The sequence below is a fragment of the Methanofollis aquaemaris genome (genome assembly GCF_017357525.1).
Classification (GTDB): Archaea; Halobacteriota; Methanomicrobia; order Methanomicrobiales; family Methanofollaceae; genus Methanofollis; species Methanofollis aquaemaris.
In genome coordinates this window covers 315,454-338,062 of sequence record NZ_CP036172.1, presented here as the reverse complement: position 1 = coordinate 338,062, position 22,609 = coordinate 315,454, and the positions used below count along the sequence as shown (strand labels likewise).

Sequence of the window (22,609 nt, the reverse complement as noted above, 5' to 3'; positions counted from 1 at the left end):
TCTCATGCCGGGGGCGCTGCCCCCGGACCCCCGGGATTGCGATTGGGCGGGGAAGGCAGAGAGACAATTGTTCAGAAGACGTTTCTGTTCTTTGTGTATGGGTCTCGCCTGATGCAGGTGTTTTCAATCTCCATCAAAATCTCAAGGGCCGATATTCAGGATCATTTTCATGGTAATTTTGCATGAACCCCAGGCTCAAGCATATGGGATGAAAATTGCTGAGCAGCGTTTCAGGGTGGGGACGTCTCTCTCTCAATCGCGCCGCGGGCGCTGCTCCCGGATCCCCGGGGGGGAGGGCAATGTATCGCCTTTGTGAAGGACATTGCCCGGTTCATGGGGTGTTTTCGGTGACCTGACCGGACCTGACTGCCATGACCGACATCCACGAGGTTCACCCGCCACACCACAGACTCCACAGGACATATTGAACCCATACGATTCGATCAGAAAATATATCTGAGAATAAATTCAATTTCAAACTATCAGAGGATTCTGATTCTCATTCGTCCATGCCGTGAACTCTCCCTCTCATCCCGCGACACATTGAGGCCGGACATGCCTCTCCGGACCCGGGCGATGCAGCGAGAGCATGGCCGTGCCGATGAATCCTCTCCCCGACCTTTTGATTTTCAACCAGTGGTATCATGAACACAGAACAGACTCTTCAAGACCTTGTGCGTCTCCTCCCCGCCTCGCTCCTTGCCGGAATTCTCGGCGGCGGGATGATTGTATTCCTGAGATCATATGTCTATGACTGGTGCTGGTATGATCTCCTCAGTTTCGAACATGGCATTTTTTTCACCATCGGCTGCGCCCATACCCTCGTGCTCTGCTTCCTGACCCTCTTCCTTGCCGGGATGGTCGCGGTCGCGCTGTACCCCGGGAAGAACCGGGCGCAGGCTGCCTTTGCGGGCGGTGTTTCGGGGTGTATGGCCTGCTTCGTCTTCGTGATCCTGACTCTGGTCTCAGATCTCCTCAGTCACGGGAGCGTCGACCTGGTCGGGGATCTCATCTTTCATGCCTCCTTAATTCTCAGTCATGCTCTCTCCCTCATGTTCCTGACCCTGACCATGGTGGTCCTTGCCGTCCTCGGGGCCCTCATCTTCTTCTCCTCTCTGGAAAAGGCAACCACCCCCGAAGAGAATGCCCGGGCATCGCGGTTGGTCCTCGGTTCGACCGTCCTCATCATCCTTGTCTTTATGTTCCTCCCGCCGCTCGTCGCCCATGCGATGCCCGGCACGGAGCCGACCGTCGCGGCGATCGGCAGGAGCGTCATCTCGGTCGAACGCACCGCGCCCGACACCATCGTCCTCACCGCTCAGGAAGTGCCCGCCACCTCCGTCCTCACCGACCCTCACTTCTCGGTCTATCTCGACGGCGTCGAGGCCTCGAATGCTACCGTCGCTGCCGCGAATGGTCTTGCCGTGACCGTCGAACCCGTCGACGGGCTTCTGGCCTTCGAGGGGTCGCGGGCCACCTGGCAGGGGACGGCGGTCCACAACAACGGCACGCCGGTGAATGTCGCCGTCGCCGCCCAAGGGGCCGACGGCTCGAAGCAGTTCGTCTTTGACCGCCAGGTCTGACCACAAACAGTTTGAAAGAGGGGGTGTCACCCCCTCTATGGACATTTCACTTATCTGTCGCCTCTTCGAGACCCTTCCCAGGCAGGGGCCGGGCAACGACGAGAGCACGGCCCGCGCCTTTGCCCTGATCCCCGAACTCCCAGAGAACCCTGAGATCCTCGATGTCGGGTGCGGGTCGGGAATGCAGACTCTCGCCCTGGCACAACTCTGCCCGGACGCGAGGATCACGGCGGTCGACGTTCACCGTCCCGTCCTCGACGCCCTGGAGGAGCGGGCCGCGGCGGCCGGGGTCGCCGACCGGATCAAAACGATATGCGCCTCGATGGACGACCTCCCCTTCGAGAACCATTCCTTCGATCTCATCTGGGCCGAAGGATCGATCTTTATCATCGGCTTTGAGAAGGGCCTCTCGTACTGGAAGCAGTTCCTCAAAGACGGCGGATATATGGCTGTCTCCGAGTCGGCCTGGTTCACCGCCGCCCCCTCGGCCGAGGCGAAGGCCTTCTGGGCGGAGATCTACCCCGCGATCAGGACCGAAGCAGAATATACGGCGGTCATCGCCGACTGCGGCCTTGACCTCGTCGGTTCGTTCAGGCTCCCTGAAGCGGCCTGGTGGGATGACTACTACCGTCCCCTTGAGACAAGGCTTGAGGAGTTTGCGGCTGAGCACGCCGGCGACGCCGGGGCGATGGAACTTGTCGAGATGACGAAAAAAGAGATCGCGGTGTACCGGGCGCACGCAGCGGAGTACGGGTATGTCTTCTTTGTGATGCGGAAGTGAAGGGAGACGAAGGGAGACTTAGTGCCCGGTCATCCCTCAAATGTCCGATACTTTTTTCGTAATCCTGTGGTTCCGCGCCATCTCCCCTTCTCGCCCCGGGATGTGCGGTCATAACGATTGTCAGAAAGAGATCGTGCAGAGCATGGTGCCGCCACCCCGCGGAGGGCTCGGGAAGCCCCCGGTCTTCAGGCCCGGAATGGATGCGGAGTTGTCCTTCTTTGGTGAGATAAATATGGAGTGATCAAGGGGTTTTACACAACTCCTCATCCCTCATTTCGATAATAATCAGCCACATACTCGCCGGCGTCCCTGAAAGCCCGGGTCACCCCACCGGGGCCGAGTTTGATCCCGCCAAAGATCCGGGAGACGACAAGAGCGTGGTGGTCGAGGGCATGTTTTTCCAGGACAGCGAGGAGGGCCTTGCCGGGGTGGCCGACCTCGCCGTCGTTCCTGGTGGCCTCGACCGGGTTTTTTCCCGGCAGAAACCGCACGGCAGAGCAGTGGTGGGCGGCCCTGCGGTATGCTTTTCTGTGGAGGTCGAGCACCTCTGTGATCTCGTCGGGGTCGTCAAGGACATAGAGGTGGGCGTAGAAGCGCGATTTTTTCACCTCGGTCTTCACGGCAGCGAGTTCGCGCATCACTCTATGGTTCGATGGGCCGGCATATAGAGAAGCCCGAAAGGTATATGAACCGCCATCACCCTCTGCGGCACCATGCACGCGATGGTACGCTTGCTGGCACTCGCCGCCCTGGTCGCCGTAGTCATGGCGGCAGGGTGTACGGGGGAACCAGGGACAACGACGCCCACGCCGACACCGATAGAGACGACCGTGACCGAAACGGTGACCGAACCTGCAGTCGGAACTGAGACAATGACCGAGACTGAAACGGAAACCATGGCCGAGACCACCGTCGAGGTCGTGAACGAAACGACGAATGAGACGACGAACGAGACCGAGACCGAGGAAATTGTGCCCTCAGGGGAGAGCGTGACCTTTGACCTGAGCGCTCTGGACAATGCGTTCAACACCGACGAGATCAGCGTCCCGGCCGGGGCGCCGGTCATCATCAACTTCGACAACCAGGACGAGGGGGTCGACCACAACTTTGCGGTGTACAAGACGCCCGCCGCCGTCGAGACGATCTTCCGCGGCGATGTCATCACCGGCCCGGCCCAGATCTCCTACACCTTCACCGCACCCGAGGAGCCGGGGATCTATTTCTTCCGCTGCGACGTCCACCCGAACCAGATGACCGGTAGTTTCGTCGTGACGTAAGAGCACCGGGTCCAGACCGATGGGAGAGAGGGAGACTTCATACCTCTCCCTCCTCAGGAGCGGGGAACTTGCACGCCGGGCCGGGGAGGCCCGGGCGCTTCTCTCTGCCTGCACGCTCTGCCCGCGGCAGTGCGGGGTCGACCGTCTCCATGGGGAGCGGGGATATTGCCGGAGCGGAGCAGAACCGAAGGTTTCGAGTTTCGGGCCGCACTATGGGGAAGAGCCCGAACTGGTCGGCCGGTATGGGTCGGGGACGATCTTTTTTTCTAACTGCACGATGCGTTGCGAGTTCTGCCAGAACTATCCCATCAGCCAGGAGGGCGCCGGGCAGGAGGTCTCCTGCGACGACCTGGCCATGATGATGCTCGCCCTCCAGCGGCGGGGCTGTCACAACATCAACTTTGTCACGCCGACCCACTATGTCCCTCAGATCCTCGGGGCGCTGGTGATCGCCGCGGGGTCAGGACTCTCCGTCCCGCTCGTCTACAACACCGGCGGCTACGACTGCGTCCCGACCCTCGAACTCCTCGACGGGGTCTTCGACATCTATATGCCGGACGCCAAGTACGGCGACGACGAGACCGCACGCCGTCTCTCCCATGCCCCGCACTACACCCGGTACATGAAGGCCGCACTCGTCGAGATGCAACGGCAGGTCGGCGATCTCGTCGTCGACGAGCGGGGAGTCGCGGTGCGGGGTCTGATCATCCGCCACCTCGTCCTCCCCGACGGGCTTGCCGGGAGCCGCGAGGTCTTTCGCTTTATCGCCGAAGAGGTCTCGCGGGATGCGTATGTGAATGTCATGGACCAGTACCGCCCGATGTGGCATGCCGCCGCAGGGACTGCGCCGTGCCAGGAGAGTCTGGGCCGGGCGCTCAGGAGGGAGGAGTACGAGGAGGCGGTGGCCGAGGCGCGGCGGGCGGGGTTGCGGCGGGGGTTTTGATGGGCCGGCGGGTTGGTTGTCCCCGATCCCCCGTGTCAGGATAGGGGTGGGGACGACAAAACCCTCTTCATATTCATCGATTATGCCTTCCCGGCCCAATCTTCGTCCAGGGAATCCGGGGGCAGTGCCCCCGGCGCGAAGATGTGGGAAGGCGGTTGGTTCACACATGCGCCTGGAATAGGGAATGGGTTACTATGAATCACCCTGAAGATCTGCTATAAAAGATTTCCATTCGGTATGCTTGAGGTGTGCTTTCTATTCATGAGCGATTCTATAAGGTCCAAGTTTCAGATACTTTAGAACCATTTTGTAGACCCACCTATAAAATTGCCCACATTGAATGGGCCATGCAATATATTATTCATCAATTCTATTGATCAGATCAGGGGTGATTGTATTTCCGACATCCTGCCATCCCCTCATGGCGTGAATATTTACATTGATGAATCAGGCGATCTCGGTTTTAGCGGGAATAGTTCTTCATACTTTATCGTAGGAGCAATTATCGCAGAAGGGCCAGAAAAAGTTCAGCAGTGTAAGACCTGTATGAAGAGGGTCAAGAAAAAATTTCCAAAGAAATACAAAAACATCTCTGAGTTAAAATACCACAATACTGATGACACATACAGAAGGCGTGTGCTGGAATGTATCTCAAGGACGGATGTTGATATCGCATACGCAGTCCTGAGAAAAGAACAGGTCTACATTAATCTCAGAGATAAACGCCAGGTTTTGTACAATTATATCACAGGTTCTCTTGTTTCGACAATATTATCAGAGTACGGATGTTCACATGATGTCAATGTGATAATAGACAAATCTCTGGATGGTGTGGTCAGAGATGAGTTTGATAAATATCTTCTTTATCGTTCGATGGAGGAGCATTCGAACCACACGGGGGAGCATGATCTGGAAATTCTCCACGCTGATTCAAAAAAGAATCATTGCATACAGGCTGTTGATTTTATTGCAGGAGCAGTGCACCGACATTACAGAGAACCTCTGCCCTATAATGACTACTACTCTGTGTTTGAAAATCGCATCACCATTGCACTGGATTACTTTAACGGACGCAGAAAATAGTGACCCCTTCCCTACTTCGTCCCACCCGCCTCAAGGCGGCCTCATCCTTTTCGGGAAGGATTTACTCACTACAACCACATAGCAACACATGAAATATATAATTATCTGGCCATCAATCTTCATCTGTAAGGTACTCCCCATCCCCAGACACCATATTTATCTCAGCGCGCGAGAATGCTGCCCTCACTATGAGCGCGACCGGACTCCTCGAAACCATCATCAGGCATGTCTGCACCTGCGCCGCCGACCTCGGCCTGGACGCCGAGACCGAGGCCGCCCTCACGATGCCGATGCGCGAGCTCCATGTCTCCATCCCGGTCAGGATGGACTCAGGGAAGACCAGGGTCTTCGAGGGGTTCAGGGTCCAGTTCAACGACGCACGCGGGCCGACGAAGGGCGGGATCCGCTTCCACCCCGACGAGAGCCTGGAATCGATCAGGGGGCTTGCGGCGATCATGACCTGGAAGTGCGCCCTCCTCGGCCTCCCCCTCGGCGGGGCGAAGGGCGGGGTGATCTGCAATCCCAAAGAACTCTCGGAGGCCGAACTCGAACGGCTGAGCCGTGCGTATATCCGGGCGGTCTCCAGGTTCATCGGACCTGACGAGGACATCCCCGCACCCGACGTCTACACGAACGCGAGGGTGATGGCCTGGATGATGGACGAGTACTCCAGGATCGCCGGCAGAAACGCCTTCGGGGCGATCACCGGCAAACCCCTCGCGGTCTGGGGTTCGGAAGGCCGGGTCGACGCCACGGCCAGGGGCGGGTGGTACGTCGTCGAAGAGGCGGCAAAGGACGCCGGGATCGATCTTGCCAGAGCGACGGTCGCGGTCCAGGGCTTCGGGAACGTGGGCAGTCATGCCGCCCGCCTCGCCTCCGTCCTCACCGGGGCGAAGGTGGTGGCGGTGAGCGACAGTCAGGGCGGGGTGATGAATCGGGAGGGTCTCGACATCAACCGCCTCATCGAGCACAAGCACGCCACCGGGGAGGTCGCCGGGTTTCCGGGGGGCAGGGAGATGAGCAGCAGCGACCTTCTCACCCTCGACGTCGACCTCCTCATCCCCGCGGCCCTCGAGAACGCGATCACCGAAGAGAATGCCGGGGAAGTGCGGGCCGGGATCGTCGCCGAGTTTGCGAACGGCCCGGTGGCCGAGGCGGCCGAGAGCGCCCTTGAAGAGAACGGGGTGCTCCTCCTCCCCGACATCCTCTGCAACGGCGGCGGGGTGGTCGTCTCGTACTTCGAGATGGTGCAGAACGCCACCCTCGACCACTGGGACGAGGCCGAGGTCGACCGGCGACTGCGCAAACAGATGAAGGACACCTACCATAGCGTCCACGAGAAGGCCCTCATCTCCGGCACCTCGCTTCGGCGGGCGGCCTACTCCATCGCGGTGAGCAACACCCTCGACGCCATGCGGACGCGGGGGTGGGTCTGAATGGACGCCGAAATCGTCGTCGTCCTCTGCACCGCCCCGTCGGGGGACGCCGAACGGATCGCCGGACTGGTCGTCGAGAAACGACTGGCCGCGTGCGTAAGTCTCTTTGGCGTGGGGTCGGTCTTCTGGTGGGAGGGGACGGTCACCAGCGAGCGTGAAGAACTCCTGGTCATCAAGACGAGGAGAGATCTCCTCTCCGATCTCACCGACGCCCTGAAAGGAGCGCATCCCTATGATGTCCCCGAGATCATCGCTCTCCCGGTCATCGGCGGCGATGCCGACTACCTGGCCTGGATTGCCGGCGAGACGCGAAAAGGGGAGACTTCAGGGGAGCGGCATCCTCCCGAGTGCCCGTAGGTTTGCAAGGTAGCGCCGCCGCCGCTCCACATAGGCCCCCGCCGCCTCGCCGAAGGGGATGTACTCCCTGACTCTCCACCCCTGCCCGGCCATCTGCTCTTTTGTCCGGTCGGCCAGCCCGGTCAGGAACGCGAACTCCACCTGCTCCTTCGAGGCCCCGCCGGCATCGAGGAGCCAGGCCACCAGGTCGGGGTCGTGGGTGCCGATCGAGAAGGGACGGCCCGAGGTGATGAGCCTGGCGGCGACACTCCTGAACCTGGCCTGGACATCGAAGAAGTCGTCGGCGTCCCCGAGGTACGCCCCCTTCACCAGACGCGGTCTGGTCCCGGTCACCGCAAGACGGGAGAGGTCGTCGACCGTTCGGTCGAGGTAGGCCTGCACGGCAAGGGTGAGCGGAGGCTCGGCGGTCGCATGTCGGTACGCCGCCTCCATGGCAAGGTCCACCAGCCCCCGCCCTTCCATATCGAGTTCGATGGCGACCCCGCGCCGTTCGCCATCGCCGACGATCGTGTCCAGGTGCTCCAGCGCCCCCTCGGGGTCGAAGACTCCTCCCAGCGCGGTCAACTTCACCCCCACCGCGGCGTCGAGTTTGCGCTTCTCGGCGGCACGGACGGCCGAGACGAATTCTGACGCCCACTTCTTCGCCTCGATTTTGTCTTTTGCAAATTCACTGATCGGGGTCAGCGTGCAGGTGATCCCCTGCCCGTTCCTCTCCCGGCATCGCTCCACCGCCTGCTTCAGGCCGGGAAGATGCCAGCGCTCCATGGCCAATCGCATGCCGTTGAATAGCGGGGGGGCGAGAAAAAGGTGGCGGTCAGAGGCCGTTCCGGCTGCTCTGCGCCTGCTCGCGGAGGAAAGAGAGGAGATAATACGGCCCGCCGACGCCCTTCCCCATCGACCCGCTTGCCTTCCACCCGCCGAAGGGTTGCACGCCCGGCCACGCCCCGGTCGTCGCCCCGCCCCGCCGGTTGGCATAACAGACTCCGAACCTGATCCCGTCAAAGAAGGAACGCACCTCCCCCGGGTCTTCGGCAAAGATCCCGGCGGTCAGGCCGTACCCGGTCTCGTTGGAAAGGTGAATCGCCTCATCCAGAGATGCGACAGGTTGCACGCAAAGGAAGGGGACGAAGAGTTCGTGCTTCATGAGGGGGTGGCTCTCGGGGAGGCCGGCGACGACGGTGGGCTGCACATAGAACCCCCGGGCCAGGGCCCCCTCCTCCAGCGTCATCCCACCGGCCAGCACCCGCCCGCCGTCCTGCCGGCACCTGGCGACCGCCTCCTCGAAGGTCTGTTTTGCCCTGGCCGAGATGAGCGGCCCCATGAATGCCCCGCGTTCTCGCGGGTCACCGACGGCGCACTCCCCGGCCCGCCGGATCAACATCCCGGCAAACTCTTCGGCAACCTCGCGCTGGACATAGACCCGCGAGGTGGCGCTGCACTTCTGCCCCCCGTACCCGAAGGCGGCGCGGGTCACCCCCTCGACCGCCTTCTCCAGGTCGGCCGTGCCGGTGACGATACAGGGGTTCTTGCTCCCCATCTCGGCCACCACCGGTTTGGGGTACGCCTGCCGCGCCAGGAAGGTGCGCATCAGCCACATCCCCACCTCCCGCGAGCCCGTGAAGGCGATCCCGTCGACCGCCGGATGGGCGGTGACCACCTCGCCGAAGGGGTGGCCGGGACCGGTGAGCAGGTTGACGGCGCCGTCCGGCACCCCGCCCTCGACAAAGGCTTCATAGAGCCTGATGCCGGAGAGCGGGGTCTTGCTCGCGGGTTTGAGCACGACGGTGTTGCCGGTGAGGAGGGCCGCCGAGGCCATCCCGGCCGCGAGGTCGAGCGGGAAGTTGAAGGGCGAGATGACCGCCCAGACGCCGTGCGGACGCATCACGCTCCGGTTCGTCGCGCCGGGCGTCTCGGGCCGCATCGGGACGACGAACCCGTCGGCCCGCTCATAGAGGTCGCAGTGGTACCGGATCATGTCGACGGCCTCGCCGACCTCGGCGACGGCCTCGGAGCGCGTCTTGCCGGCCTCCATGGTGATGAGGGCGGCGAGGGAGTAGACCTCGCGGTCGAGGACCTTTGCCGTCGCCCGCATCGCCGCCACCCGCTCGGCCGGGTCGGTCCTGCTCCATGCCGGGTATGCGTCTTTCGCCACCTCGACCGCCGCCTTCGCCTCCTCCTCGCCGGCCTGCTGGAAGTGGCCGGTGATCACCTCCTGGTCGACCGGCGACCTGACCGCAAACTCCCGCGTCGTCGTAAACTGTTTCCCGCCGATGAAGAGCGGGTGGCGGTGGCCGAGCCGGCTCTCCAGGTCTGAGAGGGCCGCCTCATAGGAAGCATGCATCCCCTCGTCCGATTCCAGGCTGACATAGGTAACTTTTCTCATCTTCATCAACTCCTCAGAGGCCTTCCATCGCCTCGTCCAGGACTGCGAGCCCGGCCCTGATCTCCTCTTCGTCCATGACGAGCGGCGGGGAGAAACGGATCACCGACTCGCCTGCGGGAAGCAGGGTGAGCCCCCGCTCGAACGCCCGCACCAGGGCGCGGTTCCTGGTCTCCCGCGCCGGCACCCTGCTCACCCGGTCCTCGACCAGTTCGATCCCGGCCATCATCCCGACCCCCCGCACGTCCCCGATAATCTCGTGGTGTTCATACAACCGACGAAGTCCGTCGAGGAGCACCGCCCCGGCCTCCCTGACATGCTCCCCGAACCCCGGCTCCTGCATGATCTCAAGCACCGCCAGTCCCGCGGCGCAGGCCACATTGTTCCCGCCGAAGGTGCTGGCATGCGAACCGGGCGGCCAGTTCATCACCTCCTCCGAGGCGATCGTGGCGCCAAGCGGCATCCCGCCGCCGAGGGCCTTGGCCAGGCAGACAATGTCGGGGACGAACCCTTCGTGCTCGGAGGCAAGGAACCGCCCGGTTCGATAGCACCCAGTTTGCACCTCGTCGGCGACCAGGAGGATCCCGTACTCGTCGCAGAGTTCCCGCAGGCCCCGCAAAAACCCGGCCGGCGGGACGACATACCCACCCTCGCCCTGGATGGGTTCGACGACGATGGCCGCCACCTCCTCTGGCGAGACCTCGGTCCTGAAGACCTCCTCCCTGAGATACCGGATCACGTCGACGGCGCAACTCACCGATTCGAGACCGAAGGGGCGGTACGGGTCGGGATATGGGGCATGGACCACCGGCAGGAAGGGGCCGAAGTGCTTCCTCTGGATCACCTTCGTCGCCGTGAGACTGAGCGCCCCGTAGGTCCGGCCGTGGAAACCGCCGTAGAAGGAGATGAAATACTTCCGCTTCGTGTGGCGGCGGGCAAGTTTGAGGGCGGCCTCCACGCTCTCCGCACCCGAGTTGGAGAAGTAGACCTGATCGAGCCCGGCCGGGAGCATCTTCACCAGTGTTTCGGCGTAGCGGACCGGCACCTCAGAGCAGAAGTCGAGGAACGCCCCGTGCGAGAGGCGGCCCGCCTGCTCTCGCACCGCCTCGACGACCGCCGGGTGGTTCCACCCCACGTTCATCACGGCGATCCCGGCCGTGAAGTCGAGGTACCGGTTCCCGTCCACGTCCCAGAGGTTGGTGCCCGCGGCCCGTTCGATGACCAGGGGATACTCCCGCGCCATCGACTGGGAGACGACCCGCCGGTCCCGCTCCAGGATGGTGCGGGCACGCGGTCCAGGAGGCATGGTCGTGATGAGCGGTTCCATGGTGAAGATATTATGATGATATATAATAATGGGCGCATGCCAGAATCGATCGGAGGCCTGACCCCTCACCAGGATCAACGTGGTTGGTTTCGGAAATTTACGGGGGAGAAATCTTCACCCTTATATGCTCGCGTCGTGGGCTCGGGAGGAGGAGGGAAAGAGGGGAGATCCAGGACTCAACATTACAAATGGGAGAGGTTTTTCCATGAAAATCCGGCGGTATTTATCAGAGAACCGCCTGAGATTCTGTTTCATAAGCGATTCTACAGAGCCTTAAATCCAGAGAGTTCAAAGATATGAGAGGTGCGAACAGAGCAAAGCAGATCGCAGGGCATCATCTTAGACCGCCAGGGGGCAGATCGTTCTTCTATTTTATGACGCGAAACTATTTTGACGGCTGGACTCGACTGCCATAACAAGTATTCATGAGATTGGCCACACCTTGTTTCGGAGACTGATCAATGATAATATCTCCACAGGGAGCATATACTCCACAAGATAATATCGGAATGTTTATCAGTGAACGAATTATATTTTGAGTCGCCGGGAGAGTTCACTCCTCATCCACAAGAACGATGAACTCCCCGTCGCCCTGAGGCACTGACCTACTTCTTCTCACTCGAAGTCGGGACGTGCCTCTCAGAACTTCCTGACCGGAAGGTGAGAGAATTATGGAAGAAAAATGGAGAATTGATAATCGATCTCTGATGCTGGGGATGTTGGTCCTCTGCACTCTTATAGTGTTGAGTCCAGTGTTTGAGTCAGCGTCAGCGTACAGAGCAAGCAACTACGCTGTAAGTGACGGCATCGATACATATTCTTTTATCGAGCATGCAGCGCAAAAACAGGCGTCCATGGGGTATTCCACATCTAAATACAAAGATCGCCGTGCAGACTTCGCATTCAACCGATTACCAGATGATCAGGTATTCTATTTCAGTGGTCATGGAGGTCCGGGACAAATACAATTTGGTACAACTCGTATCTTTGCCACCACAGGTCAAAATTCAATCTCAGACTTTACATCGGGAGAATTAAATGATCTTGCTCTTGCTGTATTTGTGGCATGTAAATCTGGTGCTACTGAAAGTACTTATGGAAATCTGTTGACTGAGTCAACATCAAACGGTGTAGACTGTGCAGTCGGATTTGAAAAAGAAATCAAAGTCAATACCGCTGAATGTTGGTCTGATCATTTCTGGGATCTTCTTGATGAGGGAAAAACTGTTGAAAATGCAGCAGGAAGAGCTGTATTTGATACTCAGATAAGATTCGTGGCTTATACTGGGGGAGTTGAGTCGTACATTATTAAGGGAAACTCGAACTTGAGAATTGATCCAGCAACTGCGGGGGTCTAAATCATGAAAAAGCTCAAAATAATAACTATTTGTGCTTTGGTCTGCAGTATTGGCGCTATATTTATGTCTGGAGCCAGCGCAACTTCAACCTCACAGGAGGATATCGAAGGTCTGATTAGTGACCAAAACAACATCGTTGACTGTAAAGACACAAAAAATAAGGTTCTGGCATTTCTTGGGAAAAAAGACATCAATATCGAGTACAAAGGTGTGATGTCTACTTGCTCGGGTGATATGATTCTGTTTGAATCTGAAGATGAAAAATTATACGTAAACTCTCAAACAAAATCCGTTGAAGGAGTAATATTCTACAAATCACTCGAAAATTCAACTGAAGTGCAGTTGAATAAAGAGAAAGCGCGAGAGATCGCAGAAGAGTATGCAAGGTCTAAATATAGAGCATTCTCCCACAAAAAAATGCAACTCCTCCGGTCCGATCTTCTGGATCATGGAGACGCAGGAAAAGAGTACCTTTTTGTCTGGAGTGAGATTGTCGACGGCATTTTGACTCCTAATTACGTCTCTGTCTCGATCAACCCAAACACCGCTGACGTAATTTCCTACCATGGGATAGAAAGGGCACTGGAGGTCGGTCTCAAACCCGAGATCTCCAGAGAGGATGCAATTAAAACGGCAATTGCCCAATTTAAAGAGATTGAAGTATCCAATGTGGATGTGCAGTTGGCAGTCATGTATCCAGAACAGGATGAGCAGCGCCTCACGTGGATTGTTAATGTGGATGGAAAGGATAATGGTACCTTTGCGCAGGGTGGACAGGTACTTGTTGATGCGGTGACCTGCGAGGTCGTGCTGGTTGACCCATATCTCTAACCTTTCTTTTTTTCAACCGGAGCCATTATGACATCCTCGAATCACATGGCAATCCAGAGACTCACACGTCTCCTCCCTGCCTCGCTCCTTGCCGGACTTCTCGGCGGTGGACTGTGGATATTCCTGGGCACCTATGTCAATGCATGGTGCTGGGATGATATCATCTGTTTCAACCACAGCATTTTTGACAGCATCAGTGAACTCCAGTACATCGTGCTCACCATCTTGGTCCTCTTCCTTGCTGGGATGCTCGCGGTCGCCCTGCAACAGGGTGAGGTGGGGAGCCAGGCGCAGGCTGTCTTTGCGGGTGGTGTTTCCGGATGTATGGTCTTCCTCATCAATATGGTCCATTCTGAGATCTTAGATCTCTTCAGTCATGGGAGCACTGACCCAGTTGGGCACCTCATCTTCAAGGCTTCCATAATTATCATTTATACTCTCCCTCTCCTGTTCTTGACCCTGATGGTGGCGGTCCTTGCCGTCCTCGGTGCCCTTGTCCTCTTTTCCTCGCAGGAAAAGGTGAACACCCCCGAAGAGAATGCCCGGGCATCGCGGCTGGTTCTCAGCTCGATCATCCTTCTTATCCTCACCTTTGTGGCCCTCCCGCCGCTCGTCGCTCACTTGATGATCGGTGCCGGGATGATCGAGGTGTCTTCCTCAGTGGCGTTGATAGGAACCTTCATCTCACTCGAACACACCGCCCCCGACACCATCGTCCTCACGGCTCTGGAGGTGCCCGCCACCTCCGCCCTCGCCGACCCCCCCTACTCGGTCTATATCAATGGCTTCCATGGCGTTGATGTCTCGAATACCTCTGCCGCTGCCGCGAGCGGTCTTGCCATAACCGTCGAGCCCGCTAACGGACTACAGGCCGTCGAGGGGTCGAAGGCTACCTGGAAGGGAGCCGTGTTCGAGGATAACAGTACACCGGTGAGCGTCACCGTCATCGCCCACGGGACCGATGGTTCTGACATTGAACTAGTGGTTCTGGACCACAACGTTCAGGATTGATGACTGGAAGAAAGTAATCGATGATGAAAAATGGATGATAAAGGAACAGACGCATTCAATATACAGCAAGAATTGGACATTATGTTATCTTTTTTATGCTCCACTAATTTTTAAGATGAGGTCATCCTAAAACTCCCGACCAGAAGAGAGTTGCCACCTCATCCCGAACCCTCCTCCGCAGAAGATAGAGTGGAAGGTTGTTGTATCGCCTTTATGAAGAGCATGGACTTGTTCTATCAAGTGAGTTTCCCACGACAGCATTCAGGTGCTGTATAGGGAGTTTGCCGTACCACGTCTGTCCTGACGCTGGGAGTCTGGGGGGCGGCCAGTTGCCCGGCATTCATACTCCAGAAAAGCAATTTTACAGAGTCGAAAAACATTTAATGATCCAGCGGATGGTTCAAGCCGTGAATACCTTTGGGATGACCTTGATGATCAAAAATGAATGCCAGACTGATAAATCAAAATCGATACTGTATCAAGGTTAAAACTTGATTTCACAAATAGTTACCCCATCAACTGATGATAGAATCTAAAGATATTTGCTGCCGGATAGATTTCGGTCTCGGTGGCATGGGCGACCGAGAAGATTGGAACACCCCATGATTGAGAGGACAGTCTAGTATTCGGGGGCGTGCGTGGTGTCATGGCGACTCTGAAATTCCATGGAGGGACTTGATCGTTTATCTTGGATAAAATACCTTTTACAGTTGAAATTCTGGAAATAATCCTGAAATCAATATCGCAATATTTTTAAAAGAAGATATCATCTACAGATAATTGTCGGGAGAGTTCACTCCTCATCCACAAGAACGATGAACTCCCCGTCGCCCTGAGGCATGGTACTGTAAATGCTAATTCTATTTAGTCTTAACTCCGTGCCTCAGGAAAACAATCTGTGAGGCACATGAAATGAGACAAAACAAATGGATTCTACCCCTGATTCTGGCTATTTTCATAATTGCCGCAGGGTTTCCGGTTGCGCTCTCTGCAAGCGCGGCCGGCGTGGCATCGAATGTCACGCCAGAACAACCAACTGAAACAGTTGGGATCGACAATTGCACCATTTTTGATGAACCGATTGAGAACACACAGACATCTCTCCAATTCACTCCTATCGATGGACTACAGACCTGGTACGTCGATGCATCGGGCAGTGCTGACTTCACCACTATACAGGCGGCGGTGAACGCTGCCGGTGTCGGTGATACGATCATCGTCAGGGATGGAACATATACCGAGTACGTACAGGTAAACAAGAGTGTAATTCTCAGAACCGAGCATGGGTCGGATTCAACCGGCGTGCATGCCGTGAGTTCTGATCACCATGTCTTCGACGTCACCGCAGACGGTGTGACAATTTCCGGATTCGGCATCACAGGAGCGACCGGAAATATGAACGGCCACCGCAGCAGCGGCATCTCTCTCCAGTACGCCAATGACTGCAACATCTCCTACAACAACGTATCACAGAATGACTGCGGCATATCGCTGGAGATCAATGCACATCACAATGTTCTCCAGAACAACACTGCTAGTTCAAATGAGTATTACGGCATCCGCCTCAATTCATCCAGCCACAACATCCTCATCCACAACACCGCAGCCTCGAACAACAACCACGGTATCAGGGTCCGCTCTCATTCTGAAAACAACACCATCACAGAGAACACTGTGGTTTCAAACAATTATGGCATCCTGCTGAGTGATTCAGACAGCAATACGGTGACCTGCAATACTGTGAATGCAAATACGAATGGAATCGCTCTGAGAGCATCGAGTTCGAACCTGATCTATCTCAACGATGTAACAGGTGGCAGCACAAACGGCTGGGCTAATGACAATATCAATACCTGGAACTCTCCTGAGGAGATCGAATACCTCCATAACGGAACCTATCGCAGGATTTGTCTCGGAAATTACTGGGAAGACTATAGCGGAACAGATGCGGACGACGACGGCATTGGAGACACTCCCTATAATCTCTCTGAGAGCCAAGACACGGACACGTACCCGCTCATGCACGCGTGGAGCAGCGGGCAATTCCAGAAAATCACCTCCCCGGTTCTGACAACCATCAGGGTGCTGCCGGCGCAGCGCGATCTGTCGGTCGGCGAATCCTGTCAGTTCAACGCCACTGCCCATGATCATGCGGACACTGTAATGGACGGTGTTCTCTTCATCTGGACCTCCAGCAACGAGGCCGTCGGGACCATCGACGAGAATGGTCTCTTCTCGGCATGCAATCCTGGAACGACAAATGTCTCAGCGGCGAACGGATCGGTGAGCGGATTGGCGAAGGTCGTGGTCAGCGCCATTCCAGAGCCCTCCGTGATCACGATCCTGAAACCGATTGAGGACGACGTGTCCAGCGGGAACATCACAGTCACGGGAAATGTCACCGACCCTGCGATCACCAACGTGACTCTCGTCCATAATGGTGTATCCTCTCTGGTGCCGGTGGTGGACGGGAACTTCTCGGCCGTGATGAATCTCACAGTCGTCAACACCGTCACCATCTCAGCAGAGGATTCAGGAGGTGTGCTGAGGTCGGCGACGCTGCTCCTTGACGGCGATCTGTTGCCTGGATGGTACGAAGAGAAGATCGGCTTCGACCCCCTTGACGCAGACTCAAACTGCAACAAAACCGATGAAGATGAGGCCGGCAACGGTGTCATCGACGGCTACGAACTCCTCGGCGGCCAGTTGCCTGCCTGTGCAAGGTATCGGATCGGCGCCGATCCGTTCCACGAGGACACCGACGGCGACGGTCTGACCGATACCTTTGAACTGCTCAGCATGGGTCTTTTGACCGATGTGAACTTGGTCGATACCGACGGCAACGGGATCTCCGACGGTGACGAGGACCTGGACGGCGATGGACTTACCAATCTTGAAGAGCAGATGCACGGCACCGACCCTCTCCAGAGCGACTCGGACGGCGACTCGCTCACCGACAGCGAGGAGATCGAGGTTGGTACCAATCCGATGCTTGCCGATTCCGACGGCGACGGCCTTGACGACGACAGTGAACTCAGGATCGGGACCAACCCCAATGATGCCGATTCAAATGGCAATGGCGTACCTGACGGGGACGAAGTCTACACCACACAGAAGATCGACGAAAACCTCAGTGTAACAGTCTCTGTCACCGGGACAGGCGACCTGGCAAAGACACTGCTCATCTACAACGTCACCTCGCCGGTTTACACGGGCACCCCGGCGCTGGCCGGTCCAGTGGTGAACCTCAGTTTCAGCGACCAGAGCCTGAACGGTTCGGTCGTCAACGGGACGGTCACGCTCCCCTTCAATGCCAGTTGCGTCAACTCGACGGCCGACCTCTCGCTCTTCCAGTTCAACAGCACCATCGGAACCTATGAACCGGTCGTCTCCACGGTCGATGCCACCGCACAGACGATCACCGGGAATGTAACCGTTCCCTCGACACTTGCGGTCTTCAACGCCACGCTCTGGGAGAGTCTCTTCGTCGACCCCCGCACGAAGCAGAGGATGACGATGATAGCGGCCGCTGACTCAGGAGACGGCCCCTGGACTATCCGGATCACCAATCTCCAGACGCTCAATACTCACTGGTTCAACGGAGGGGCGGGATTCCCGCCAGGAGTCTACAGGATCCACTGCTCGGGCAGTTACAACAACGCCGTGCTGTCTTCATGGATCGACTGGCACATCGGGGCTAAACCTGCATGGGGAGATTATGGCAACTTGGGCATGAGTGTCCGGTACAATAAGAGCGGTTCAGCCTATAGCACGACCGTCAGCAAAGTGCATGTCACCTCGAATGTCCTCCAGATCACCCACACCGGCGGCAAGATCGGGATGTGGAATCACGATTCCGGCATCTTGAGCGACAACTACGGTGATCTCACTTATTCCCTTGAATTCGCGTCCGACATCGACACCGACGGCGACGGTATCCCTGACTGGCTTGAAAAGGCGGGATGGTACGACGGTTTCGGGAACCTGCACTTTACCGATCCGAACAGTGCCGATTCTGACGGCGACGGCCTGACCGACAGCGAAGAAGCCGGTCGGATGGTCACGGTCGACGGAAAGATCTACTTTGTCCTCGTGAGCGACCCGAACAGCGTCGACGGGGATGGGGATGGGATTGATGACATCGATGAACTGCGGAAATTTTACACCAATCCCCTAGAGAGAGACACAGATCACGACGGTCTGACCGATTCCTATGAATTGCGCAACGATACCGACCCCACCAACCCTGATTCCGATGGTGACGGGTGGATCGACGGAAAAGACGGCGAACCACGTGATCCCAGCACCCACGCGTACAGCCCGCAGCATGCAGCGGCCGAACTGGTCCTTGGGTTCACCCTAGGGGCGTACGACGAGGAGAACCACGATAACACCTACTACCAGATCGGCTCGTCGCTCAGCGGTTTTATCTTCATCGGCGATATCCGGGACGCCGGGGTGTACATCTCACAGGGAGACAGGCAGATGGCAGCCGTCTGTCTCGTCGGGCTGGTCCCCGGCGGTGGTGATGGCGGGAAGTACATCGGGAAAATTGCCCGGCAGTTCGTCGATCACCCGGAATTGGTCCTGAAATATGAGTACAGAAAGATTGCTGTCGAGGCTGTCCGGAAGAACTGTCCGACTGAGGTTGAGAAGATCGCGGCGCTCGACAAGATCTATGCTGGTTCAGGAGGTTCCCCTGGCCTCGGGACAAGGACGGTTCGGGATGGTGTTACCGCCGACGATGTGCTCGATCTTGTCGATGATGGCACCAAAAAACTCACGCCAACTGAGATATTGAGAGTGGCCAAACGTGGGGACGGGACTGCTTTATGGTTAGAGGAAGGAACACTTAAATCAGCGGAAGGGACGGCTTTAGGCACTGTATATGATGTGGGAGGAAGCGGGTGGATCCACATCCGGAATAACCACATCCTCTATCTAGGCAAAAATCAGTTCGTCGAAGCATTTGGCAGTGCTTATGAGGATGAAAATCGGATTAGAGATTTGATAATGAACTGTGCAAGAACAGGACTACAGGATCCAGAGGATTCAGTTGTATATTGGGAGAGAATTGATGCGGATCATTTCATGAAAGTTGTGTTAGGTAGCAATGGGTATCTCCGGACAGCACATCCAGTATCCCTCGGTAAAGTTCCAGATCATGTCCCGGGTATGTTCAATTGATAGGTGAAGTCGATGTTTCGAGCGCGTGTGAAAGGAAAAATCTTGAAAAATATTCCGGTCATGCTGGGCGAGAATGGACAGGTGTATGAACAACTTGTCTTTATCAAACTGCAGGACGGGACGATAATTTACCTTTTCGACTCTGATGGGAGCAGTAGAGACGAGATGATAGGCACAGTCAAGACAGTGGGTATTCTAGCATTTGCTGCCCATGTCGGAAAACACTCTTCACCTGCAAAGGGCGTTGAATCAAAATACCGCTCACCTGACGATGTAGTCAGCATAGAAAAAGAACCCATTCTTTTTTTTGGTGAGATCGTTGATATCGATAAGAAACATCACTCTCTTTCTATCGACATCGGTGTCGGCACTATCGGGGTAGACCTTTGTTGGGATGAAAGAGATGCTATAGCAACTTATAAGATCGGTGACTATGTAAGAGTCAAAGGCTGCCGGAACGACTTAATCGGTGTGTGGGATCAGGACAATCAAGGAGGAAGCGGCTGGATTCACATCGTGTATAACCATGTTAACACCCCGTCAGGCAACCAATTTTATTCCGCCTTTGGCTTGGACTATGTGAAACAGGATAAGGTCAGGGATCTGATCCTAAACGGTGCGCGGGAGGGTGTCGAGATCGAGCAGACCGTCTTCCAGTATCGTGAACCAGTTCATGGGAGGACGTTGCGCCTCTATATTGCCGAAAATGGGTATCTTGTAACGGCACATCCTGAAACCGGCCATATTGTAGATGGGGCGCTGAAAGAGAGTCTCAAGGTTCCTGTCCACATCGTGGGCGCGAGGCAGGATGCCGAATACCAAGACGTGGTATACACTCAGGTCGTACGCGTTGAATTTGCAGACGGTACTCGGGCATCTGTGTTCGATGACGAGATGCTCTGCAATCCTGAGATGGTTGAGAAAAACGGAAGCGTCGTGCTGAGCATGCTTGTGACGTCTCTGGAAAAGAACGAAACCGAAGATCAGCATGCATACGTGGATCCCTCGATGCCGGCCCTTGAAATCGACGGACGCATCGATGAGATCATCATCCCCGACGATCCCAAAGACGCCGAACGGTGGCATTATGCCGTTGTCGATTTTGGTGTTGGAAAGATCCTGATCGAGATCGACAAAAAATATTTTCATCTTAACCTGAAGAAAGGGGACTACGTCCGCGTCGACGGCAGAGTTGATCTGCGGAGTATTGAGTAAACTGTATCCTCGGAGAAGAACTGGATCTGTAGAATCATGCATGAACCTCTGGCTCAAGCATACAGGATGAAAATTTCCCGTCGCTTGATCGCTCTTTTTCAAGAGAGGAGAATCAATGGGGATCGTGCGGGATGAAGATAGGACCGGGAAGGCATAGAGCCTGATTGTTCTGGGGGCAATTTTGTTCTCTGCATATTGGTTATGAGGGAAATCTGTGTGTTCGTATTCGCATCCCGAACTCCAGAATTAAACGTCTGGATCATTTTCATGGTAATCATGCATGAGTCGAGAGCATGCTTCAGGCATACGCGATGAAAATTGTTCCAGAGATTTCTGATCAACGTGCCTTCCCGCACCATACGCACCGTGGCTCTACCCACCCCAGGAAGGCCACGCCGGAGATCCTTGATCACTGACATCAAAACAGCGAACAGGAACACCAACCACTGCCGCCTCCGCCCATCCTCGGCCCGTGGAGGATCCGGGGGGCACTCGCCCCCCGGCGCGAGACGGCGGGGAAAATTCTTCAATTGAGGGCGGCACGCCTGATCTTCACGCCGGGGGCCGGCCACCAGCCGAGACCCCCGGAACACAGATCGGGCCGGAAAGGCAGAGGGCCAATTATTCAGAAGAGAACGCTCTCCCTCGCCGACATCCTTTATCCCCCCGAAAAACCAATGTCATCTCTTATGCATCTTCAGGACTTCAAACTCGAACGGTTTCTCGCACAATACGAGTTCTCGGCACCCCACCTCCTCTGCACCTCAGACTGCGAGTCGGTACACCTCGCCGACCTCCTGGCGATGGAGGAGGGGGCCGAAGGACGGTTCAAAGATCTCTGGCTCGGGTACACCGAGTCGGCCGGCGGCCCGGAGGTGCGCCGGGAGGTCGCCGGGATGTACTCGGCGGTCGGCCCCGATGAAGTCATTGTCACCGCCGGGGCGGAGGAGTCGATCTTTCTCTGCATGCATGCCATGCTCGGCCCCGGCGACCACGTCGTCGTCCAGTCCCCGGCCTACCAGTCCCTCCACGAGGTGGCAAGGTCCATCGGGTGCCGGGTCTCGCACTGGACACTCTGCGACGAGGACGGGTGGCGGCCTGACATCGAGGCTCTCAAGGATCACGTCACCAGGGAGACCGAGGCCGTGGTCATCAACACCCCGCACAACCCGACCGGGTGCCACATGACCCGCGAGGAGTTTCAGGCGGTGCGGGACATCGCCGAGGACGCCGGGGCCTGGGTCTTCTCAGACGAGGTCTACCGCCTCCTCGAATACGACCCCGCCTCCCGCCTCCCGCCGATGGCCGACATCTATGAGAAAGGGGTCTCGGTCGGCGTGATGTCCAAGGCCTTCGGACTTGCCGGCCTGCGGATCGGGTGGACGGCGACGCGGGACGCCGAACTGCGCCGGCGGGTCGCCGCCCTCAAGGACTACACCACCATCTGCTGCAGCGCCCCTTCGGAGTTCCTGACCGCCCTCGCCCTCAGGCATGCCGACGAGATCGTCGACCGCAACCTCGGGATCATCAGGTCCAACCTCGCCCTCCTGGACGCCTTCTTCGAGCGCCATGCCGACCGCTTCGCCTGGGTCCGCCCGACGGCCGGGGCCATCGGTTTCCCGCGCCTGCTCACCGGAGAGAGCGTGGAGGCCTTTGCCGTCAGGACAGTGCAGGAGAGCGGGGTGCTCCTCCTCCCCTCGACGGCCTACGAGTACGGCGACAGCCACTTCAGGGTCGGATTTGCACGGACCGATCTGCCCGCGGCCCTCCAGGCCTTCGAGGCCTATCTCGACGGTAGGACTGCCTGACAACATATATAGCAGGAACGCGGAGATCCCGG

Annotated in this window: 17 protein-coding genes; 13 read left to right on the top strand and 4 right to left on the bottom strand. The window is 57.2% G+C overall.

Features of this window, described 5'->3' with window-relative positions; translation table 11 throughout:
- The first annotated feature begins 644 nt into the window (after positions 1 to 644).
- Both RJ40_RS01515 and RJ40_RS01510 read left to right on the top strand, forming a co-directional pair.
- On the top strand, positions 645 to 1,583 hold the full coding sequence (locus RJ40_RS01515) for a hypothetical protein (protein WP_265581586.1): 939 nt from the start codon (positions 645 to 647) through the stop codon (positions 1,581 to 1,583).
- Between the two features lie 37 nt (positions 1,584 to 1,620).
- Positions 1,621 to 2,364, top strand: a complete 744-nt coding sequence (locus RJ40_RS01510) for a class I SAM-dependent methyltransferase (protein WP_265581585.1) — start codon at positions 1,621 to 1,623, stop codon at positions 2,362 to 2,364.
- A gap of 263 nt (positions 2,365 to 2,627) precedes the next feature.
- Here the strand turns inward: RJ40_RS01510 and RJ40_RS01505 are convergent, their stop codons facing one another.
- Positions 2,628 to 3,002, bottom strand: coding sequence for a YigZ family protein (locus RJ40_RS01505; RefSeq protein WP_265581584.1), 375 nt, complete (start codon positions 3,000 to 3,002; stop codon positions 2,628 to 2,630).
- 75 nt (positions 3,003 to 3,077) lie between these two features.
- On the opposite strand from RJ40_RS01505, the gene RJ40_RS01500 reads away from it, so the two are divergent.
- The 5 genes from RJ40_RS01500 (at position 3,078) to cutA (ending at position 7,460) form a co-directional block, all read left to right on the top strand.
- On the top strand, positions 3,078 to 3,641 hold the full coding sequence (locus RJ40_RS01500) for a cupredoxin domain-containing protein (RefSeq protein ID WP_265581583.1): 564 nt from the start codon (positions 3,078 to 3,080) through the stop codon (positions 3,639 to 3,641).
- A 19-nt stretch (positions 3,642 to 3,660) separates the two neighbouring features.
- Positions 3,661 to 4,584, top strand: coding sequence for a radical SAM protein (locus tag RJ40_RS01495; RefSeq protein WP_265581582.1), 924 nt, complete (start codon positions 3,661 to 3,663; stop codon positions 4,582 to 4,584).
- Positions 4,585 to 5,010: 426 nt separating this feature from the next.
- Positions 5,011 to 5,667, top strand: a complete 657-nt coding sequence (locus RJ40_RS01490) for a DUF3800 domain-containing protein (RefSeq protein WP_265581581.1) — start codon at positions 5,011 to 5,013, stop codon at positions 5,665 to 5,667.
- Positions 5,668 to 5,855: 188 nt separating this feature from the next.
- Positions 5,856 to 7,103: a Glu/Leu/Phe/Val family dehydrogenase gene (locus tag RJ40_RS01485; protein WP_265581580.1), complete on the top strand. Its 1,248-nt coding sequence runs from the start codon at positions 5,856 to 5,858 to the stop codon at positions 7,101 to 7,103.
- Positions 7,104 to 7,460 (top strand): divalent-cation tolerance protein CutA, encoded by a 357-nt coding sequence (cutA, locus tag RJ40_RS01480; protein WP_265581579.1) that lies wholly within the window; start codon positions 7,104 to 7,106, stop codon positions 7,458 to 7,460. It abuts the gene before it with no gap.
- Here the strand turns inward: cutA and RJ40_RS01475 are convergent.
- The 3 genes from RJ40_RS01475 to RJ40_RS01465 are packed head-to-tail and all read right to left on the bottom strand — an operon-like array spanning position 7,428 to position 11,167.
- Entirely contained in the window at positions 7,428 to 8,225 is a 798-nt protein-coding gene (locus RJ40_RS01475) for a proline dehydrogenase family protein (RefSeq protein WP_265581578.1), read from the bottom strand. The two genes, cutA and RJ40_RS01475, sit on opposite strands and share 33 nt — an antisense overlap.
- A 49-nt stretch (positions 8,226 to 8,274) precedes the next feature.
- Positions 8,275 to 9,849, bottom strand: coding sequence for an aldehyde dehydrogenase family protein (locus RJ40_RS01470; RefSeq protein WP_265581577.1), 1,575 nt, complete (start codon positions 9,847 to 9,849; stop codon positions 8,275 to 8,277).
- 7 nt (positions 9,850 to 9,856) lie between these two features.
- The gene (locus RJ40_RS01465) at positions 9,857 to 11,167 is read right to left on the bottom strand and encodes an acetyl ornithine aminotransferase family protein (RefSeq protein WP_265581576.1); all 1,311 of its coding nucleotides are present in this window, start codon (positions 11,165 to 11,167) and stop codon (positions 9,857 to 9,859) included.
- 671 nt (positions 11,168 to 11,838) lie between these two features.
- Between RJ40_RS01465 and RJ40_RS01460 the strand changes: the two genes are divergently transcribed.
- The 6 genes from RJ40_RS01460 to RJ40_RS01435 all read left to right on the top strand — a co-directional run bounded on the left by RJ40_RS01460 (position 11,839) and on the right by RJ40_RS01435 (position 22,577).
- Positions 11,839 to 12,525 (top strand): hypothetical protein, encoded by a 687-nt coding sequence (locus RJ40_RS01460; RefSeq protein ID WP_265581575.1) that lies wholly within the window; start codon positions 11,839 to 11,841, stop codon positions 12,523 to 12,525.
- A 3-nt stretch (positions 12,526 to 12,528) separates the two neighbouring features.
- Positions 12,529 to 13,356, top strand: a complete 828-nt coding sequence (locus tag RJ40_RS01455) for a YcdB/YcdC domain-containing protein (RefSeq protein ID WP_265581574.1) — start codon at positions 12,529 to 12,531, stop codon at positions 13,354 to 13,356.
- A gap of 27 nt (positions 13,357 to 13,383) precedes the next feature.
- A complete protein-coding gene (locus RJ40_RS01450; RefSeq protein WP_265581573.1) occupies positions 13,384 to 14,367 on the top strand; it encodes a hypothetical protein in 984 nt (327 codons plus the stop codon).
- Between the two features lie 1,005 nt (positions 14,368 to 15,372).
- The gene (locus tag RJ40_RS01445) at positions 15,373 to 19,554 is read left to right on the top strand and encodes a NosD domain-containing protein (protein WP_265581572.1); all 4,182 of its coding nucleotides are present in this window, start codon (positions 15,373 to 15,375) and stop codon (positions 19,552 to 19,554) included.
- A gap of 27 nt (positions 19,555 to 19,581) precedes the next feature.
- Positions 19,582 to 20,769, top strand: coding sequence for a hypothetical protein (locus RJ40_RS01440; RefSeq protein ID WP_265581571.1), 1,188 nt, complete (start codon positions 19,582 to 19,584; stop codon positions 20,767 to 20,769).
- Between the two features lie 689 nt (positions 20,770 to 21,458).
- Positions 21,459 to 22,577, top strand: a complete 1,119-nt coding sequence (locus RJ40_RS01435; protein WP_265581570.1) for an aminotransferase class I/II-fold pyridoxal phosphate-dependent enzyme — start codon at positions 21,459 to 21,461, stop codon at positions 22,575 to 22,577.
- Positions 22,578 to 22,609 lie beyond the last annotated feature (32 nt).